Origin of the sequence: Arthrobacter sp. SLBN-83 (assembly GCF_006715285.1) — a bacterium.
GTDB lineage: Bacteria > Actinomycetota > Actinomycetes > Actinomycetales > Micrococcaceae > Arthrobacter.
In genome coordinates this window covers 652555-670856 of sequence record NZ_VFMX01000001.1, presented here as the reverse complement: position 1 = coordinate 670856, position 18302 = coordinate 652555, and the positions used below count along the sequence as shown (strand labels likewise).

Below are 18302 nucleotides of genomic sequence, written 5' to 3'. Positions count from 1 at the left end.
CACCTGCGGCCAGTAGGGCAAAGCGGCGCCGTCGCAGCAGGATCTCGGCCAGCGCGGCAAGGTAGGCCAGCGCCAGGACACCCAGGAATGCGACGAACACCGGCTCAGCAAGGGTCATCGCGGTGAGCACCAGCAGCCCGGCAGCGACCACGCCGCAGATCACCGCAAACTTTCCGCTCTTTCCCGTATGGCGCATGTGCTCCATCATTCCCGAGGAGCAGGCCCCTTCAGCACGTAGCCGCGCATGATGGCCATGATTGCTGCAACACTTTGGTCACGGGTGCGCTCGGGGTTGTACGTCTGCCGGTCCAGGCCCACCACAAAGCAGGCGCCGAAGATGGCGGTCTCCAGGCTGCCCCGGGACACCGAATCATCCACAGGGTAAGCCTCGGCCACCTTCTCCACGGCCTGGCCGATGACGTCCAGGAGCTCCGCACGCAGGACGGAAAAGGTGCCTTGCCACTCGCTGGGGATCCGCCAGTTTTCACTTACCCAGAGGCGGGCGAAGGACGGGTACTCCGCCATGAAATCCATGGCCTGCCCGATCATCGCCTCCATGGCCAGCAGTGGGTCGCTGCCTGCTCCTTCGGCGTCGGCGGCCTCGAGGAGCCTCGCCTTGAGGATGTCCACGCCGTGCCGCAGGAGCTGCGCGATCAGCTCGGACTTGCTGCCGAAGTTGTAGTACACGGTGCCCTTGGAAACCCCCGCGGATGCCGCGATCTCATCGACCGTGACGCTGGCCGCCCCACGCTCGCCGATCAGTTCCATGGAGGCATCGAAGAGCTTCTGGCGGGTGGCGTTGGTCCTGGCCGGGCGGAGGCTCTTGCCACCGGTCGTGGGTTCAGTGGTCATACTGCGATCTCCGGTTTCAGCGTCTTAAGCGTCCAGTATTTGTTCTTGCGTACCGCGAGCGTGGACAGGGCCGCGCCCAGCAGGGTGTAGCCCACCAGTCCCGCCAGGGTGGGGAGGATCATGGACAGGTCGCCGCCGTAGATCAGGTGCCGCATGCCGGTCACCACGTATCCCATGGGCAGGACCTGGTGCACCACGTGCAGCGGCTGCGGGGTGGTCTGCCACGGGAATGTGCCGCCGGACGACACCAGCTGCAGGACCAGGAGGATGAGCACCACCAGCTTGCCGGGGGAGCCCAGCAGAGCCACGATGCCCTGGATAAGGGCGCTGAACGCCATGGCGGCGGCCAGCATCAGCAGCCACATCAGGACCGGATGGGCTGGATTGAGCCCCAGTGCCACGTCCGCCACCAGGGTCAGCAGGGAAGCCTGCACCACGGAGACCAGGAAGAAGGGCAGCCAGCCGCCCAGCGCGATCTTCCACGACGGCGCGTTGGAGGCGAGTGCCCGCTGCGTGATGGGACGCATGGCCTGGACCAGCATGAAGATTCCGATCCACATGGCCAGCGTGAGGAAAAACGGTGCCAGGCCGGCGCCGTAAGACCCGGCCTTGGCCTGGGAGACGTTGCTGACCGCTACGGGATCGGCCATCACCTGGGACAGGTTGTTCTTCTGGGCGTCATCGGGGTTGGGGACCTGTCCGGCGCCCTTTCCGATCTCGTCAGCCAGCGTCCGTGAGCCGGTGGCTGCCTGCGCCGCACCATCGGAAACCTGGGCGGCGCCGGCGTCCACTTTGTGTGCTCCATCGGCAAGGCCAGCGGCACCGTCGACGGCGGACTGCTCGCCGGCTGCCAGCGCTGCGGCGCCGTTGTGCAGCTGGTCAGCCCCTGCCGAGGCCTGCCCGATGGCGTCCGTGAGTGCCGGCATGCCCGCCGCCAGCTGGGCGGCGCCCGTGCTGACCGCCTGGGAACCGTCGGCAAGCTGCTGGACCTGGGCCGCGTCTGCCTGGATTTTGCTCTTGGCCGTTGCCACCGGGCTGGAAGCCGCTGCCGCGTCGAAGTCTGCCAGGACTTTGTTGGCCTGGTCCTGGGTCAGGACGCCGGCGGTCACCAGCCTGCTGTTGGACTCCACCACGCGTGCGCGGAGGCCTTGGTCCGCGGCGTCCAGCTGGGCGGCCACGTCCTGGACCTTGGCGTTGAGCTGGGCGTTTCCGGCAGCGACCTGGGCAGCTCCGGAGGCCAGCCTTTGCGTGTCTGCGGGCAGGGTGGCTGTCTTGTCCTTGAGGACTGCCAGGCCGCTGCTCAGTTGCCCCGCGCCGTCGGTCAGCTGGCTGGCGCCGTCCCGCAGCTTCAATTGGCCGGCGTACAACTGGTCCGCGCCACTGCTCAACGCCGATGTCCCTTCGTGGAGGGTGACCGTTCCATCCCTGAGGGTGGCCACGCCGTCGGCCAGCTGGGAGGCGCCGTCCGCGGCCTGGACCATCTTGGAGTGGATGGTGCCGAAACCTGTCAGCAACTGGTTGGCGGTCTCCTCACCCACCTCCTTGGCCACAGTGGAGTGCACGGCAGTGGTCAGCTTGTCCACGATGGTGCTGAGGAGGTAATTGTTTGCATCGTTGGTGGTGACGTTCAGCATCGCCTGGCTGGCGGAGTCGAAGCTGCCCGGGGACACCAGGTTGGCGGAAAAGTCCTTCGGGATCCGAAGTGCAAAGGCGTACTGACCGCTCCTGACGCCCGCATCGGCCTCCGCGGAGTTGTCCACCGGAATCCAGTGGAACACGTTGCCTTCCACCAGGCTGTCCGCCACCTTGGCGCCGGCCTCCAGCCGGGTGCCGTCCGCAGCTGTGGCGCCGGAATCCTCCACCACCAGGGCTGCGTCCAGGTTGTTGAGGTGCCCGTAGGGATCCCAGTTGGCGTAGAGGTAGACCGCGCCGTAAAGCAGCGGGACCATGGCCAGGGCCAGGATGGTCAGCTTGGGCAGCAGTCCGCCGGTCATGCGCTTCAGTTCGGAGCGGGCCAGCCGCAGGACAGTCACTTGGCAACCTCGGTTTCGAGTGTGGTTTGGGTTGGTTCCGGGTCCTGCCCGGCTTCGGCGGAATGCTTGCCGGCATGGGTGCCGGGGGAGGCCGTGGCGTCGTCAGCGTGGGCTTCGTCGAGCGGGCTGGAGCCGTCGGCAGGACTGGCAGGGGCAGGCTGGGGCACGTCATTGCCGATTACGGCAACCGGGCCGTCCCACCAGGCGGGGACGGCGCTGACGGCCGCCACGACGGCGAGCGGCCGCCCGGCGTCGTACGCCAACTCCTGGAGGCGCGGCAGCCAGGTGAGCCCGTCTGCACTGTGGCGGTCCGGGGAGTCCACCACCAGCAGGTCGGTGCGCGGGTTTGCAAGGGCCAGCGCCGTCAGCAGCTCAAGCCGCCGCCGAGGTTCCAACTGCTCGGTCCACAGGTCCGCGATGTCCTCGAACCGGTTGACCTTCAGCCACGGCCCGCTGAGCAACGCCCCCCGGTAGCGGCGGGGTATCAGGGCAAGGTCCTCGGTTACCAGGTCGCGGACGCTGAGGTGTTCCTCGGGCTCGTTCACGCCGGGGGAGTCCACCAGGGCCGCTGCCAGCCGCAGCTGCTTGGTCCGCGGGCTGTTGTCCCAGCTGACGTCTCCGCCCGTGGCCTTCATCCGGCCGCTGAGCAGGAGGGACAGTGCGGTCCGCTGGTCCTGGCGCTCGCCGGTGACAAGCAGGAGCTCACCGCGGGCGACCGCCAGCGAGGTGGGCGGAAGCAGCGGGTCCCGGCGTCCTTTGGCATGGAGCTGGCGTGCTGAGAGCAAGGCTTGCCTTTCGCAGAAGAAGTCTGTATCAAGGCTAACCGAACTGACCGGTCAGTTCAAATAGGAATCAGAGGCCATACTTTTCCAGCAGGCGGAGCCACACCTCGCTGATGGTGGGGTAGGAAGGGACCGCATGCCAGAGCCGGTCCAGCGGCACCTCGCCCACCACTGCGATGGTGGCCGCGTGGAGCAGTTCGGCCACGTCCGGGCCCGCAAAGGTGGCGCCCAGCAGGACCTTGCGGTCCTCGTCAACCACCAACTGAGCCCAGCCTTCGTAGTTCTCCGAGTGCAGCGAGGACCCTGCCACCTGGATGGGCAGTTCCACCGAGGATGCGTTGTAGCCTTCCTTGCGGGCCGCCGGCAGGGTGCGTCCGACGCTGGCCAGCTCCGGGTCGGTGAAGACCACGCTGGGCACGGCATGTTGGTTGGCTGTCTGGGCGTACCGGCTCCAGTCGCCGGGCGAGCCCTTAAGTTCGCCTTTGGCGCGGGCTGCGATGGCAGCGCCGGTGGCGCGTGCCTCGTACTTGCCCTGGTGGGTGAAGAGGTTCTTGCCGGCCGCGTCCCCAACGGCGTAGAGCCAGGGCTCGTCCCCGGGTGTTTGCTGGACCAGGCCGGACATGTCCGCCGTCAGGGACAAGTGCCCCTGTTCGTCCGGCTCAAAGCCGACGTTTTCCAGGCCAAGGCCCTCCAGCGCAGGGTGCCTGCCGGTGGAAACCAGGACCTTCTCCGACGTGACTGTGGATCCGTCGCCCAAGCTGACGGTAATGGTGCCGTCATCGTTCCCGCTGATCCGTTCCGTGGCAGTATGCAGTCGAAGTTCCACGCCGTCGGCCCGCAGCCCCGCCGCCACCAGCTCCGAGGCCTCTGTTGGAAAGCTGCCCAGCAATCCGCTGCGCGCCACCAGCGTGACGCTGGAGCCCAGCCGCGCGAAGGCCTGGGCCAGCTCGGTCCCGGCGACGCCGCCGCCCAGTACTGTCAGCCGGTCGGGCACCTCGCTTGCCGAGGTCGCCTCACGTGTTCCCCATACCTGCACATCCTGCAGGCCTTCGATCGGCGGGGTGTTGGGGGCTGAGCCGGTGGCCAGCACCACGGCATGCCGCGCCCGCAGCAGGTGTTGCGTCCCGTCCAGGCCGGCCACTTCCACCGTCTTCGGTCCCGTGAGCCACCCGTGGCCGCGCACCAACTCGATGCCGGTGTCCTTTACCCATGAAACCTGGCTGTCATCCTGCCAGTTGGAGGTGAAGTAGTTCCTGCGTTCCAGGACGGCAGCGGCATCCATGGTCCGGGTCACCGCTTCCTTGGCGCCAGGGGTAGTCTGCGCTCCATGCAGTGCGGTGCCGGGGCGAAGCAGGGCCTTTGATGGCATGCACGCCCAGTAGGAGCATTCGCCGCCCACCAGTTCCGCTTCCACGAGCACGGCCGTGAGCCCGTCCTCTACGACGCGGCCAGCCGCGTTTTCCCCCACGGCGCCTGCGCCGATAACAACAACATCAAATTCGCGCTCAGCGGCCTCGGGCATCATGTGCAAAGCCTAGCGGGGGATGGCCAGGCTGACAGCACAAAAAAGGTCCGCACCGGCGAGCCGGTGCGGACCTTGTTGGTGCGCCCAAAGGGATTCGAACCCCTGACCTTCTGTTCCGTAGACAGACGCTCTATCCAGCTGAGCTATGGGCGCATTCCGTGTCCCGGGAGAAGAACCGCTCTCCCTGAACCTCGAATTACTTTACGCGAGCAGGGCCCTGATGCCAAATCGAAGCGCATGTAATCTCGGTAACTAGACCGGTATAGGTGACCTTCGTCACTTAATCGGCGTTTTCCCGGCAACAATTCCTTGATTTTCCGCGGAATTCACTTTCGGTGACCGCAGATGTCAGTCAAGCTCCCCAAAAACTCCACTGGTCCGGACCATAGCATTTAGCTCACACCGATGAACCCGAGGAAGGGAACTGCAATGGGCGATCTGGCGCAGAAGCCGCTGCTTGAGAAAGCACCCACCACACATGCCGGCTTGCTGGCATGGGTCGAAGAGGTTGCTGAGCTTACGCAGCCGGACCGCATTTACTGGGTTGACGGGTCCGAAGAGGAAAACACCCGTCTCACCGACGAGCTTGTTGCTGCTGGAACGCTGACCCGGCTCAACCAGGACCTGTTCCCGAACTCCTTCGCCGCGTTCTCGGATCCCGCTGACGTTGCCCGCGTCGAGGAACAGACCTTTATCTGCTCCGAAAACAAGCGCGACGCCGGCTTCACCAATAACTGGATGGACCCCCGCGAGATGAAGGACAAGCTGCGCGGGCTGTTCGCCGGTTCCATGCGGGGCCGCACCATGTACGTCATCCCCTTCGTCATGGGCCACCTCGACGCCGAGGACCCCAAGTTCGGCGTGGAGATCACGGACAGCGCCTATGTTGTCGCCTCCATGCGAATCATGGCCCGCATCGGCACGGACGTGCTGAACCGCATCACGGAAACCAACGCTTTCTTCGTGCCGGCGCTGCACTCCGTGGGCGCTCCGCTGGAGCCGGGCCAGGACGACGTGCCGTGGCCGTGCAACCCGGACAAGTGGATTGTCCACTTCCCGGAAGAGCGCTCCATCTGGTCCTTCGGTTCGGGCTACGGCGGCAACGCGCTGCTGGGCAAGAAGTGCTACGCCCTGCGGATCGCTTCCGTCATGGCACGCGACGAGGGCTGGCTGGCCGAGCACATGCTCATCCTCAAGCTGACTTCCCCGGAGCAGAAGACCTACTACGTTGCGGCAGCCTTCCCCTCGGCCTGCGGCAAGACCAACCTCGCCCTGCTGGATCCCACCATCAAGGGCTGGAAGGTGGAGACCCTGGGTGACGACATCACGTGGATGCGGTTCGGCAAGGAAGGCGAGCTGCGGGCCGTCAACCCCGAGGCCGGCCTCTTCGGTGTTGCGCCGGGCACCGGCTGGGGCACCAACCCCAACGCCATGCGCGCCATCGCCAAGGGCAACAGCATCTTCACCAACGTGGCACTGACCGACGACGGCGGTGTCTGGTGGGAGGGCATGACGGACGAGGTGCCTTCGCACCTGACCGACTGGCAGGGCAACTCCTGGACCCCGGACTCTGACAAGCCGGCAGCGCACCCCAACTCCCGCTTCTGCACCCCGATCGACCAGATCGACATGGTGGCCGAGGAGTACCACAACCCCGACGGCGTGGAACTCTCCGCCATCCTGTTCGGCGGACGCCGCAAGACCACCATCCCGCTGGTCACCGAGGCCCGCAGCTGGTCCAACGGCATCTTCATGGGCTCCACCCTGTCCTCCGAGACCACCGCCGCCGCCGCCGGGGCTGTCGGTGTGGTCCGGCGCGACCCCATGGCCATGCTGCCCTTCATTGGCTACGACGCAGGCGACTACCTCAACCATTGGGTCAACCTGTCCGCCAAGGCCAACCCGGAGCGGCTGCCCAGGATCTTCCTGGTCAACTGGTTCCGCCGCAACTCCGAGGGCGGCTTCGCGTGGCCCGGCTTCGGCGACAACGCCCGCGTCCTCAAGTGGGCCATCGAGCGCCTCGAGGGCAAGGCGGAGGCCATCGAGACCCCCATTGGGTTCGTGCCCACGGGTGACGCCATCGACCTCGACGGCCTGGACATGACCCCCGCGCAGGTGGAGGAGGCCGTGCACGTGGATCCCGCAGAATGGGCAACTGAATTGGCCTCCATCGAGGAATGGTTTGCCAACTTCGGCGAGTCCCTGCCTCAGGCGCTGCAGTCCGAGCTGGCCGGCCTGAAGGCCCGCCTCTCCTAGTCCCCACCGCCTGAAGCACGACGACGGCCCCGCACCTTTTGTGAAAGGTGCGGGGCCGTCGTCGTTCCCCACGGATTCCCATCGATTGCTCCGGAACGGCCCTTTTGGGCCGTCAAAAGGGCCGGTACGGAGCAATGGATTTCAGCTGGCGAGCCAGATGTCCGGGCCGAAGACCTCGTAGTGGATGCGGGTGGCCGGGATGCCCGCGTTAATGGCCTCATTGCGGATGTTCTTCATGAACGGCAGTGGGCCGCACAGGTACAGGGACGCGTTGGCGGGAAGGTCCACTTCGCGCAGGGACATGAAGCCTTCCCTGGCCCCGTCCACCGGCTTTTCAAGCCAGAGCTGCAGTTCGGCGCCGTCGAGGCGTTCCACGTCGTCCGTCATCTGGCTGCGCAGGGCCCAGCTGTCCAGGGTGCTTTCGGCGTGCAGCACCAGGACCTGGCGGTCGGAGCCGGACTCGGCGAGGGAGCGGAGGATGGAGGCGGTGGGGGTGCAGCCGATGCCCGCGGACGCGAGGACCACCGGACCGTCGCCCTCCTTGAGCGTGATCTCACCGTAGGGGTTGGAGATTTCGACGACGTCGCCCACCTGGACGGTGTTGTGCAGCACGGGGGAGACCTCTCCGCCGTCGTCCAGCTTGGTGGTGAAGGTGCGGCTGGTGCCGGCGTCGCCGGAGAGGGAGTACTGCCGGACCTGGCGCAGGCCGTCCGCAACGGCAACCTTGACGCTGATGTACTGGCCGGGAAGGGCGGGGGTCACAGGGGTGTCGTCCGCAGGCTCCAGGGTGAACGTCATGGATCCGGTTCCCGCGGGAGTCTTGGCGGCCACGCGCCAGGGAGTCCACATCTTGTCATTGGCCTGGGCAGCGTAGAGGCCCTTCTCAAGCTTGATCAGTGCATCCGCCATCAGCCAGTACACCTCAGTCCAGGCTTCGGCGATTTCCGTGGTGATGACTTCAGCCAGGTCCTCTGCGATGGCCGCGAACAGGTGCTCGTAGACCACCTGGTACTGCGGCTCGGTGATGCCCAGGGAGGCGTGCCGGTGGGCGATGCGCGAAAGGACGGTTTCGGGCAGGGTACCCGGGTTGTTCACCAGGTGGGTGGCGAAGGCGGCGATGCTCCCGGCAAGGGCCTGCTGCTGGTTGCCGGAGCGCTGGTTTGAGCGGCTGAACAAGCCGTCCATCAGTTCGGGGTGCGCGGCGAAGAGGCGGGCGTAGAAGTTGGGGGTGATGGATCCGATCCGGGAGCCGACCAGCGGCAGGGTGGCCTCAATGACGGGGCGGGACTTGTCCGAGAGCATCTGTACTCCTGAGGTTATGGCCGGGGCCTTCGTCCGGCCGGAGGAAAACTCGTATTTGAAATACGAGTATTTCTGCCTCATTTCTACACCTCGTAGAAGTTTGAAATCAAACCGGGAGCGGACCCCCGGATTTTCGGGGCTAAAGCCCGGGGCGGAGGCCGATCATCTGGAAAACCGGCGCCATCTGCCGGGCCTGGGGAAGTTCCCCGATGACCACCGAATCAAGCTCGGCGTAGAATGCCTCGCGCGCGCGGGCCAGGGCGCCGCGCAGGCGGCACTCGTTGATGAGGGGGCAGTTTCCGGCGGGAGACACGCAGTCTGCGGGATCGGTGCGGCTATCGAGTTGCCGGAGGATTTGGCCTACGGTGGCGGTCCGCCCCGCATGGCTGAGCCGTGAACCTCCGGAGCGGCCGCGGACCACCTCGATCAGGCCCATGCTCCGCAGCTTGGCCATGGCCTTGCTGACGTGGTTGTACGGCGTACCCACCGAGTCTGCGATGCTCTGGGTGGTCAGCAGCGTGCCGTCGGGAACGGCTGCGAGCACCATGAGCGCGCGCAGGCTGACATCAGCAAAGGCATTGATCTTCATGGCTGCAGGTCCGGTCTAGTCCACCCAGATGGTGGGCTCGCTGGCGTCCGCGCCCAGCTCGCCAAATTCCCAGGACTGGGTGGTGGCGTTGGCCGAGTAGGGCAGCACGGCTGCGAAGAGGGAGCCGTCACGGTGTTCGGCGGCGACGTGGATGGCGTCTGAATCCTCCTCCACCAGGAGGATGTCGCAGACCACGGCCGCGGCACGGAAGTCGTCACGGTTCTGGCGCAGGAGTGCCTGCAGGTCGCGGATCATGGCGTCGGCGTCGAAGTCCCCGTCCGTGCCTTCCCCGGCATCCGCCGGGGAGACGGCAACCAGCCGCACCTCGCCGTCGTTCTGGACTGTCAGCGCGAAGGGCAGGAAGCCGCCATTGCGCTGGAGCTGCTCCTGGGCCGCGCTGACGCCCGTGCCCAGGAGATTCTCCAGGTCAGTTGCCGTGGCTTCGGAGACGGAATCGCGCCAGCTGTCCTGACCGCCGTTGCCGTCCGCTGCCTGCCCCGTGTAGTCGGTCATCCGGTCCTAGGCCCGCACCAGGGACAGGACGCGGTCGCGAACGCGTTCCATGGTGGCCCGGTCCGTGGCCTCGGCGTTGAGCCGCAGGAACGGTTCGGTGTTGGACGGGCGGAGGTTGAACCAGTAGCTGCCGTCATTGGCTGTGAACGTACTGCCGTCCAGGGTGTCGATGGTGAGGTCCTCGTCCGCGAAGGCCTGGCGGACCCGCTCCACGGCTGCGGGCTTGTCCTCCACCTCGGAGTTGATTTCGCCGGAGCTGACGTAGGGCTCATATTCGCGTGCCAGCTCGGAGAGCGGGCCGTCCTGCTCGCCCAGGGCAGCGAGGACGTGCATGGCGGCCAGCATGCCGGTGTCCGCGTTCCAGAAGTCGCGGAAGTAGAAGTGCGCGGAGTGCTCGCCGCCGAATACCGCGCCTTCTTTGGCCATGACTGCCTTGATGAAGGAGTGGCCCACGCGCGTGCGGACGGCGCGGCCGCCGTCGTGCTCCACCAACTCGGAGACGGCACGGGAGGTGAGCAGGTTGTGGATGATCGTGGGGGTTTCCTCGCCCTGGGCCTTGGCGCGGGCAATTTCGCGGCGGGCCACCATCCCGGTAATGGCCGACGGCGACACGGGCTCGCCCTTTTCATCGATGACAAAGCAGCGGTCGGCGTCGCCGTCGAACGCCAGGCCAATGTCCGCGCCGTGCTCGATGACGGCGGCCTGCAGGTCACGGAGGTTTTCCGGCTCCAGCGGGTTGGCCGGGTGGTTGGGGAAGGAACCGTCCAGTTCGAAGTAGAGCGGAACGATGTCGAACGGCAGCTTGGGCAGCAATGCGTCGCCCAGGACCGCCGGCGTGGTCAGCCCGGCCATGCCGTTGCCGGCGTCCACCACAACCTTCAGGGGACGGGATGCGGAGAGGTCCACGAGCTTGCGGAGGTACTCGGAGTAGTCCTTGAGTACGTCGCGGACGCTGATAAGGCCCTTGGTGCCGGCAGCCGGAATGGATCCGGAGTTCAGGTACTGCTCGGCGAGGGCCTGGATGTCCTTGAGGCCGGTTTCGGAGGAGATGGGCACGGCGCCTGCCTTGGCCATCTTGATGCCGTTGTACTCGGCAGGGTTGTGACTGGCGGTGAAGGTTGCCCCGGCGCGGTTGAGGAAACCGCAGGCGAAGTACAGTTCGTCCGTGGAGATCAGGTCCAGCAGCTCCACGTTGGCACCCCGCGTTGCCGCTCCATTGGCGAACGCCTTGGTGAACTCTGGGGATGAGGGGCGCATGTCGCCGCCCACCACGATGGTCTGGCCCTCAAGCTGCAGGACATCCACGAACGCGGCCCCCACGGCTTCGACGATTTCGGCGGTGATCGACTCGCCTACGATCCCGCGGACGTCGTAGGCCTTGAAGGAGGCCGAGAGATCAAATGTCGTTGTCTGTTCGCTAGTCACGGGCTTTATCTTACGTGTGCGGCGCATGTGGCCAAGGGGACTTTGGGAGAACTTGCGTAACAGCCTTGCTTTGCAGCGGGTGGCCGGCCCGTTTCCACATAGCAGTGCGACGCTGTGCGGGGTGTCGGAGGGTGCTGGGATACTGAGTCAATGGCCAATAACCAGTACGCTTCCCCAGTTTCCGCTACCGCAGTTGCAGAAAAGGCAGGTCCGGGCGCGCCGGCGACCGCCACGCATGCCGAGGCGCTTGAGGTCCTTCGCGGGCTGGTGGGCAACCCGGGCGCCGTCTTCCACGACGGCCAGTTTGAAGCCATCGAGGCATTGGTCGACGGCGGGCGGCGGGCTTTGGTGGTCCAGCGGACCGGCTGGGGCAAATCGGCCGTGTACTTCGTGGCCTCCCTCCTGCTGCGGCGCCGCGGAGCCGGACCTACCCTGATCGTCTCGCCGCTGCTTGCCCTGATGCGGGACCAGGTGGCCGCTGCCGCCCGTGCCGGGGTCCGCGCCGTCGCCATCAACTCCGCCAACCAGTTGGAGTGGGAAGCCGTCCGCGAGCAGTTGGCTGCAGATGAGGTTGATGTCCTCCTGGTCTCTCCGGAACGGCTTACCAACCCGGCATTCCGGGAGACCCAGCTGCCCGAACTCCTCCGCCGTACCGGGCTGCTGGTCATCGACGAAGCCCACTGCATTTCCGACTGGGGCCACGACTTCCGGCCCGATTACCGCCGCATCGCGGACCTCATCACCCGGTTGCCGGATTCGGTACCCGTCCTGGCCACCACCGCCACGGCCAACTCGCGGGTGGTGCACGATATTGAAGAACAGCTCGGCGCCGGGGTCCTGACCATCCGCGGCTCCCTGGGCCGGGACTCGCTGCGGCTGGGAGTCCTGTCGCTGCCTGACTCCAAGGCGCGCCTGGGCTGGCTGCTGACCCACCTGGCCGATCTTCCAGGCAGCGGCATCATTTACTCCCTGACCGTTTCCGCGGCGGAGGACACAGCCCGGCTGCTGTCCGAAGCGGGACATAACGTGCTTGCCTATACCGGGCGGACCGACCCTGCCGACCGGGAGCGGGCAGAGCAGCTGTTGAAGGACAACCAGGTCAAGGCGCTGGTGGCCACGTCCGCCCTGGGCATGGGCTTCGACAAGCCCGACCTTGGCTTCGTGGTCCACCTCGGGGCTCCCTCATCGCCGGTGGCCTACTACCAGCAGGTGGGACGTGCCGGCCGTGGTGCTGCCAACGCCGATGTCCTGTTGCTGCCGGGCTCCGAGGACCGTGAGATCTGGCAGTACTTCGCCACCGCCTCCATGCCCTCGGAGGAAAAGGCAGCAGCCGTGCTGACGGCATTGGCCGAAGCCGGCACAGCCCTGTCAACGGTGGCGCTGGAAGCCCGTGTTGACCTCCGCCGCACGCCGCTGGAGCTGCTGCTGAAAGTGCTGTCAGTGGACGGCGCGGTGGAACGGGTTGGCGGAGGCTGGCGGTCCACGGGCCAGCCGTGGGTTTACGACGCGGAGCGGTACGGCCGCATTGCCGAGGCCCGCGTGGACGAGCAGGACTCCATGGTGATCTACCAGGACACCGCAGGCTGCCGGATGGAGTACATCACCTCCGTCCTGGACGACGAGACAGCCCGTCCGTGCGGCCGCTGCGATAACTGCGCCGGCCGGTGGTTCCCGGCAGACGTTGCCGCGGACGCTACAGCAGCGGCAAGCCAGACCTTGAGCAGGGCAGGCGGCGTCCTGGAGCCGCGGCTTCAGTGGCCCAGCGGCATGGACCGTTTGGGAGTCCCGGTGAAAGGCAAACTCAAGCCGGGCGAAGGCTTGTCGGAGGGACGGGTCCTGGCCAGGCTTACGGATCTTGGGTGGGGCGGTGCCCTGCGGGAGCTGTTTGCCGCCGGGGCGGAGGACCGGCCGGTGGACCCCGGCATGCTCCAGGCCTGCGTGCAGGTCCTGCGCGAATGGGGGGCTGGCGACAGCCGGAACCCGGGCTGGAGCGGAGCAGGCCGGCCTGCCGCCATCGTTGCCGTCCCGTCCCGGAGCAAGCCGCAACTGGTGGGCTCACTGGCGCGGGGAATCTCCGATATCGGGCGCATTCCCTACCTTGGCGAGCTGCAGTTGGCGCACGGCGGCCCTACCGGCGGCCGCGGCGGCAACAGCGCCTACAGACTGGCCGGGGTTTGGGACCGGCTGGTGGTGGGCCCCGAACTTGGGGCGGCCCTGCAGTCGGTCCAGGGCCAGAGCGTGATGCTGATTGATGACCTCGCCGACAGCCGGTGGACCCTTACCGTCGCGGGGCGCGCCCTTCGGCAGGCCGGGGCGGGAGCGGTGCTTCCCCTGGTTCTGGCGCAGGCAGGCTGACCGCGGGCTGGGTGCTGCCGGCTTGGGCGGGTTTGACCATGGCGTCGGTTCCGGCGGCGGCTGGCTGCGCGGCCCCGTCTGCTGCGGCACCGTGTTTGGGAGACTGATCCCGCTGGCTCACTGCCGCCCCGGCGTGCCGGGGGAGCAGCAGGCTGTCCGCCGTGCTGGCGAGCATCAGGACCGCCATCGCCAGGAACGCGCCGCGGAAGGGCTCGGCTGGATCCTGGGGGACCAGGGCCGGGCCGCTGAAGGTCCGGATGAGCAGGGCTGCGAGGGCGATGCCCGATCCGGTGCCCAGTTGCACGATCGTGGCCGAAACCGTATTGGCGGACGTGAGTTGCGCCGGCGGGATGTCCGCGTACTGGACCGACGCGTAAGCGGAGAACCCGATGGAACGGAAGGCGCCGCTGCCCACCAGCAGTACGAACATCAGTACCTCAGGGGTCTCCGGCGTCAGGAAGGCGCAGAGGGCGAAGGTGATGGCTGATGCCACGGAGGCGAACACCAGCATTGCCTTAAACCCGAACTTCCGGATCAGCGGGGTGGTGGCCGGTTTGATCCCGATGTTGCCGATGAACACCGCTGCCACCATGGCACCGGCCTGCAGTGGTGACCAGCCGAACCCCGTCTGGAACATCAGCGGCAGCAGGAAGGGGACCGAGCTGATGGTCACCCGGTAAACGAACCCGCCGGTGGCCATGGCCCGGAACGTCCGGGCATGGAAGACCTGGAGATTGAACAGGGGGTGGGGGGCCCGGCGCATCCAGAGCACGGCGGCGGTGAGTGCTGCGGCTCCGGCCAGCGCGCTGATTCCGGCCCAGGGCAGCTCCGGATGGCTGCTGGCCAGCTCCAGGCCGGCCACCAGCGCGCCCACCCCGACGGTGGTCAGTGCCATGCCGGTCCAGTCCAGCCGTCGGCCAGGGTCCCCGGGTGTGACCGGAACCAGGCGCAGGGCAGCGGCAAACGCTGCTGCCCCGAGGGGGATGTTTACCAGGAAGATCCAGTGCCACGACAGGTAAGTGGTGAGCGCGCCGCCCACCAGTGGTGCAAGGACCGGTGCGAGGAGCCCCGGCCACACCAGGAACGCGGTGGCCCGCAGCAGCTCGGACTTCGGTGTGCCGCGCAGGACCACCAGGGTTCCCACCGGGACCATCATGGCCCCGCCGGCTCCCTGGGCGATGCGGCTCAGGGTCAACGTAACCAGGTCCTGGCTCAGGGCGCAGGCCAGCGAAGCGAGGGTGAAAACGGCGATGGCTGCACAGAAAATCCGCCTGGCGCCGAACCGTTCAGCCAGCCAGCCGCTGATGGGAATTCCAACGGCCACGGTCAGGAGGTAGGCCGTCATGGTGATGTTGACGTCGGCAGCGGGAATGGCGAAGTCGGTCGCGATGCTGGGAATGGCCGTGGTGAGGACCGTGCCGTCCAGGAATTCCATGAAGAAGGTCGCCGCCACCAGGAGTGCCAGGCGCGGGTTCCATCCTGAATGGGTGCCGTCCGGCTGGTGTGGATTGCTGCGTGCCGCCATGGGCTAATCCTGCCACCGCGGCACGAGCTGGCGCCCTGCACGTCCGTGTGTTGGACAGCGCGTTCCCGCAATTCGCCGGAAAACGCAAAAGGCCCCGGTCCGAGGACCGGGGCCAAACGCGGAGACGGGGGGATTTGAACCCCCGGTCGAGTTTAACCCCGACCCTTCATTAGCAGTGAAGTCCATTCGGCCGCTCTGGCACGTCTCCAATTGCTATTGCTAGCCCACCAAGGATACGCAGATCCAGCCATGCAGCGCAAAACGGTTCCCGTCAGTACCCAAACCAATCGCTAAAGCCCCGCCGGCCTAGGGCAAACGCTGCTCCGGGCGGACCATGCGGATCTCGGGCAGGTTCTCCCAGTCAGCCAGGACGTCCTCGGCGCCGTCGGGTTCAAAGCCGAAACGCCGGTAGAAGCCGATGGCCCGGCTGTTGCCGGCGGCCACCCACAGGCTCGCCGCGCGGGTGCCGATGGCCGCCTCCAGCAAACGGCCGCCCAGCCCAAGACCCTGGTGCGAGGCCAGCAGGTAGAGGCCCCACAGTTCCAGGTCTCCGGACGACGGCGGCGCGTGGCCTTCCGGCGAACCGGGAGCGGGCAACCGGCGGGAGCCGGAAAATCCAACCACCGTCCCGCCGTCGCACGCCACCCATGCCTCGGCAGGCTCGGGGCGGTCCAACAGGTGGCGCCACAGCCGCAGCCGGCCCGCCGGATCCACTGCAGCCAGGAAGGCCTCGGACAGTATGCCCCGGTACGTCTCCTGCCAGCAAAGGACATGCACCTGGGCAAGCCGCTCAACGTCACCGGCGCCGGCCCGCCGAACGGTCAGACCGGAATCCAAAGCGTTCAGCCTGCCAACGCCTTCCACAGGAAATGCTGGCTGCGGGCCTGCAGCGCGGCGGCCTGCCGGTTGTCGGATGCGCCGGCATGGCCGCCTTCCAGCGCCTCGTGGAACCACACATTCGGAATGCCCATGGCCAGCATCCGGGCTGCCATCTTGCGCGCCTGGACGGGACCCACGCGGTCGTCCGAGGTGGCCGTCCAGATAAAGGTTTCCGGGTACTCGACGGCATCCTTGAGCAGGTGGTAGGGCGAGAACGTCCTGATGTACTCCCACTGTTCGGGAACATCCGGATCCCCGTACTCGGCAATCCATGAATGCCCGGCAGAGAGCTTGGTGTAGCGGCGCATGTCCAGCAGGGGCACCCCGCAGGAGACGGCCCTGAACAGCTCCGGGTAGCGGGTGAGCATGTTTCCCACCAGGAGGCCGCCGTTGGAGCCGCCCACGCAGCCCAGCCGCCGCGGCGAGGTGACGCCGCGCGAGATGAGGTCGCGGGCCACGGCTGCGAAGTCCTCGTACGCCCGGTGCCGGTTTTCCTTCAACGCGGCCCGGTGCCATGCCGGCCCGTACTCGCCGCCGCCGCGGATGTTCGCCACCACATAGACGCCGCCGCGCGAATGCGGGGCCTTCCCGTCGCTTCCGTCCGAGAGGGTGGTCCGCCGCTCCAGCCACGCCCTGCCCACCGTGCCGCTGTAAGCGGGTGTCCGTGAAACCTCAAACCCGCCGTAGCCGGACAGCTGCGTGGGGTTCTGCCCGTCCAAAGGCAGCCCCCGCGGAGCCACCTGGAAGTACGGGACCCGGGTGCCGTCGTCGGACACGGCGAAGTGCTGCTCCACCTCATAGTCACCGTCGGCAAAGAACGACGGCGAGGTCTTGACTGTTGCGTGACGGCTCACCACGCCAGGCGTCCCCACCCCGGATTGATCAGCGCCATCTTCCGAAGCGCTTCGCTCCAGCGTGCCGCGCATCAGCGTGGTGGGGGTGGTGAAACCGGTGGCGATAAGCCAGAAATCGTCGCCGGCCCCGCCGTCGGCCGGCGCCTCGTCCTCGTCGTCCACGGCGTAAGCGTTGACGTCGTGCAGCGGCGGGCAGGCGTCCAGGGGAGTGGCGGCCCAGCCGTCGGTGCCGCCGGCCCGGGACGGGTCCAGTACCCGGATCTCGGAGGAAACGTCCTTGAGCAGGTTGAGCAGCAGGAAGTTCCGGGTCCAGCTCCAGGACTGCAGTGAGGTGTGCGGATCCGGGGTGAACAGGACGGTCAGCTTCCGCCTGCCGGCGAGGTAGTCCTCGAAGTTGGCGGCAACCAGCGACCCTGAGGGATAGGTGGCGCCTTCCAGTACCCAGTCCTGCTGAGGGCGGAAGAGCAGCCATTCCCGGTGCGCGCTGACGTTGACGTCGGTGGGCACGTCAACGGGAACCCAGGATTCGTCCCGCAGCACAAAGTTGGTGCGGTTGAAGAAGTCGATGTAGTCCACAGCGAAGGTCCGCTCAAAGCCGGGCGTGGAGTCATGCGCGGCTACGGCCATCATGTGGTCTTCGGGTACCTCAAAGAGGCGCGGCGCTGTGGCCAGGGATTCGCCGCGCTTGAGCGTCACTGCCGTGCGGGCGTAGGAGGAGGCGGTCTTGGGCAGCCCGTCCGCGGTGGAGGCTACCAGCAGCGTGTCCGCGTCCAGCCAGGACACGTTGCCCTTGGCTGTCGGCAGGTCGAACCCGCCCTGGCCCTGATCCACAAAGCCGCGTGCCTCGACGTCGAACTCGCGGTAGCGGTTGGCGTCGCCGCCGTCGGGGGAGAGGGCCAGCAGCGCCAGCCGGTATGGTTCGCCGGCCGCGGGGCGCAGGAAGGTTGCGCCGTGGAACACCCACTCCACGCCTTCGGTGCGGGACAGCTCATCCACGTCCAGGAGGACATCCCATTCCGGGGCATCGGTGCAGTAGCTGTCCCAGGTGGTGCGCCGCCAGAGGCCTTTGGGGTTCCGGCCGTCCTTCCAGAAGTTGTAGTACCAGTCGCCGCGCTTGCCCACCATGGCGATCCGGTCCGTCGAGTCCAGGATTTCCAGGATGCCGGCTTCCAACTCGGCATAGCCGCTGTCCTCCAACAGGTCCTCGGTGCGGGAGTTCTGTTCCCTGACCCAGGCCAGCTGCTCCTCGCCGTAGATGTCCTCCAGCCACACGTTTTCGTCGACGGGTTCCGGTGCGGTCTCCCGGGGTGCGGTGCCGGAAGTGTCCCCGCCGGGACCGGGAAAGGGCGCTTGATCAGCTGCTGTGGTGGTCATGCGCCCCATCCAAACAACATCGCCCATGGCTGGCAAGT

General features: G+C 66.9%; 13 protein-coding genes and 2 tRNA genes. 2 read left to right on the top strand and 13 right to left on the bottom strand.

Translation table 11 applies throughout. The features are described 5' to 3' along the window. Positions 1-204 precede the first annotated feature (204 nt). The 5 genes from FBY30_RS02925 to FBY30_RS02905 all read right to left on the bottom strand — a co-directional run bounded on the left by FBY30_RS02925 (position 205) and on the right by FBY30_RS02905 (position 5345). Complete coding sequence (locus FBY30_RS02925) at positions 205-852, bottom strand: TetR/AcrR family transcriptional regulator (RefSeq protein WP_142131164.1); 648 nt, start codon at positions 850-852, stop codon at positions 205-207. Continuing rightward, a complete protein-coding gene (locus FBY30_RS02920) occupies positions 849-2885 on the bottom strand; it encodes a YhgE/Pip family protein (RefSeq protein ID WP_142131163.1) in 2037 nt (678 codons plus the stop codon). Before FBY30_RS02920 ends, FBY30_RS02925 begins: the two co-directional genes overlap by 4 nt. Continuing rightward, the gene (locus FBY30_RS02915; RefSeq protein WP_142131162.1) at positions 2882-3670 is read right to left on the bottom strand and encodes an ABC transporter ATP-binding protein; all 789 of its coding nucleotides are present in this window, start codon (positions 3668-3670) and stop codon (positions 2882-2884) included. The genes FBY30_RS02920 and FBY30_RS02915 overlap by 4 nt, the downstream gene beginning before the upstream one ends. A 67-nt stretch (positions 3671-3737) precedes the next feature. Beyond that, positions 3738-5192, bottom strand: coding sequence for a dihydrolipoyl dehydrogenase family protein (locus FBY30_RS02910; RefSeq protein WP_142131161.1), 1455 nt, complete (start codon positions 5190-5192; stop codon positions 3738-3740). 76 nt (positions 5193-5268) lie between these two features. Beyond that, positions 5269-5345, bottom strand: a tRNA-Arg gene (locus FBY30_RS02905). A 276-nt stretch (positions 5346-5621) separates the two neighbouring features. Here FBY30_RS02905 and FBY30_RS02900 point away from each other — a divergent pair. Next, the gene (locus tag FBY30_RS02900; protein WP_142131160.1) at positions 5622-7448 is read left to right on the top strand and encodes a phosphoenolpyruvate carboxykinase (GTP); all 1827 of its coding nucleotides are present in this window, start codon (positions 5622-5624) and stop codon (positions 7446-7448) included. Positions 7449-7589: 141 nt separating this feature from the next. On the opposite strand, the gene FBY30_RS02895 is transcribed toward FBY30_RS02900, so the two are convergent. The 4 genes from FBY30_RS02895 to FBY30_RS02880 all read right to left on the bottom strand — a co-directional run bounded on the left by FBY30_RS02895 (position 7590) and on the right by FBY30_RS02880 (position 11277). Further along, on the bottom strand, positions 7590-8750 hold the full coding sequence (locus tag FBY30_RS02895; protein WP_142131159.1) for a globin domain-containing protein: 1161 nt from the start codon (positions 8748-8750) through the stop codon (positions 7590-7592). Positions 8751-8889: 139 nt separating this feature from the next. Continuing rightward, positions 8890-9339 carry an RrF2 family transcriptional regulator gene (locus FBY30_RS02890; protein WP_142131158.1) on the bottom strand — a complete coding sequence of 150 codons (450 nt, stop codon included), beginning with the start codon at positions 9337-9339 and terminating at the stop codon, positions 8890-8892. Positions 9340-9354: 15 nt separating this feature from the next. Next, positions 9355-9852, bottom strand: a complete 498-nt coding sequence (locus FBY30_RS02885) for a hypothetical protein (protein ID WP_142131157.1) — start codon at positions 9850-9852, stop codon at positions 9355-9357. A gap of 6 nt (positions 9853-9858) precedes the next feature. After that, positions 9859-11277: a phosphomannomutase/phosphoglucomutase gene (locus FBY30_RS02880; protein ID WP_142131156.1), complete on the bottom strand. Its 1419-nt coding sequence runs from the start codon at positions 11275-11277 to the stop codon at positions 9859-9861. A gap of 150 nt (positions 11278-11427) precedes the next feature. Between FBY30_RS02880 and FBY30_RS02875 the strand changes: the two genes are divergently transcribed. Further along, on the top strand, positions 11428-13632 hold the full coding sequence (locus tag FBY30_RS02875; protein ID WP_142131155.1) for a RecQ family ATP-dependent DNA helicase: 2205 nt from the start codon (positions 11428-11430) through the stop codon (positions 13630-13632). On the opposite strand, the gene FBY30_RS02870 is transcribed toward FBY30_RS02875, so the two are convergent. The 4 genes from FBY30_RS02870 to FBY30_RS02855 all read right to left on the bottom strand — a co-directional run bounded on the left by FBY30_RS02870 (position 13556) and on the right by FBY30_RS02855 (position 18264). Next, entirely contained in the window at positions 13556-15157 is a 1602-nt protein-coding gene (locus tag FBY30_RS02870; protein ID WP_235009311.1) for an MFS transporter, read from the bottom strand. The genes FBY30_RS02875 and FBY30_RS02870 overlap by 77 nt on opposite strands. Before the next feature lie 119 nt (positions 15158-15276). Then, positions 15277-15365: transfer RNA gene (locus tag FBY30_RS02865), tRNA-Ser, on the bottom strand. Between the two features lie 98 nt (positions 15366-15463). After that, positions 15464-15994, bottom strand: a complete 531-nt coding sequence (locus FBY30_RS02860) for a GNAT family N-acetyltransferase (RefSeq protein WP_142131154.1) — start codon at positions 15992-15994, stop codon at positions 15464-15466. A 5-nt stretch (positions 15995-15999) separates the two neighbouring features. Further along, positions 16000-18264 (bottom strand): prolyl oligopeptidase family serine peptidase, encoded by a 2265-nt coding sequence (locus tag FBY30_RS02855; RefSeq protein WP_142131153.1) that lies wholly within the window; start codon positions 18262-18264, stop codon positions 16000-16002. Between the last annotated feature and the right edge of the window lie 38 nt (positions 18265-18302).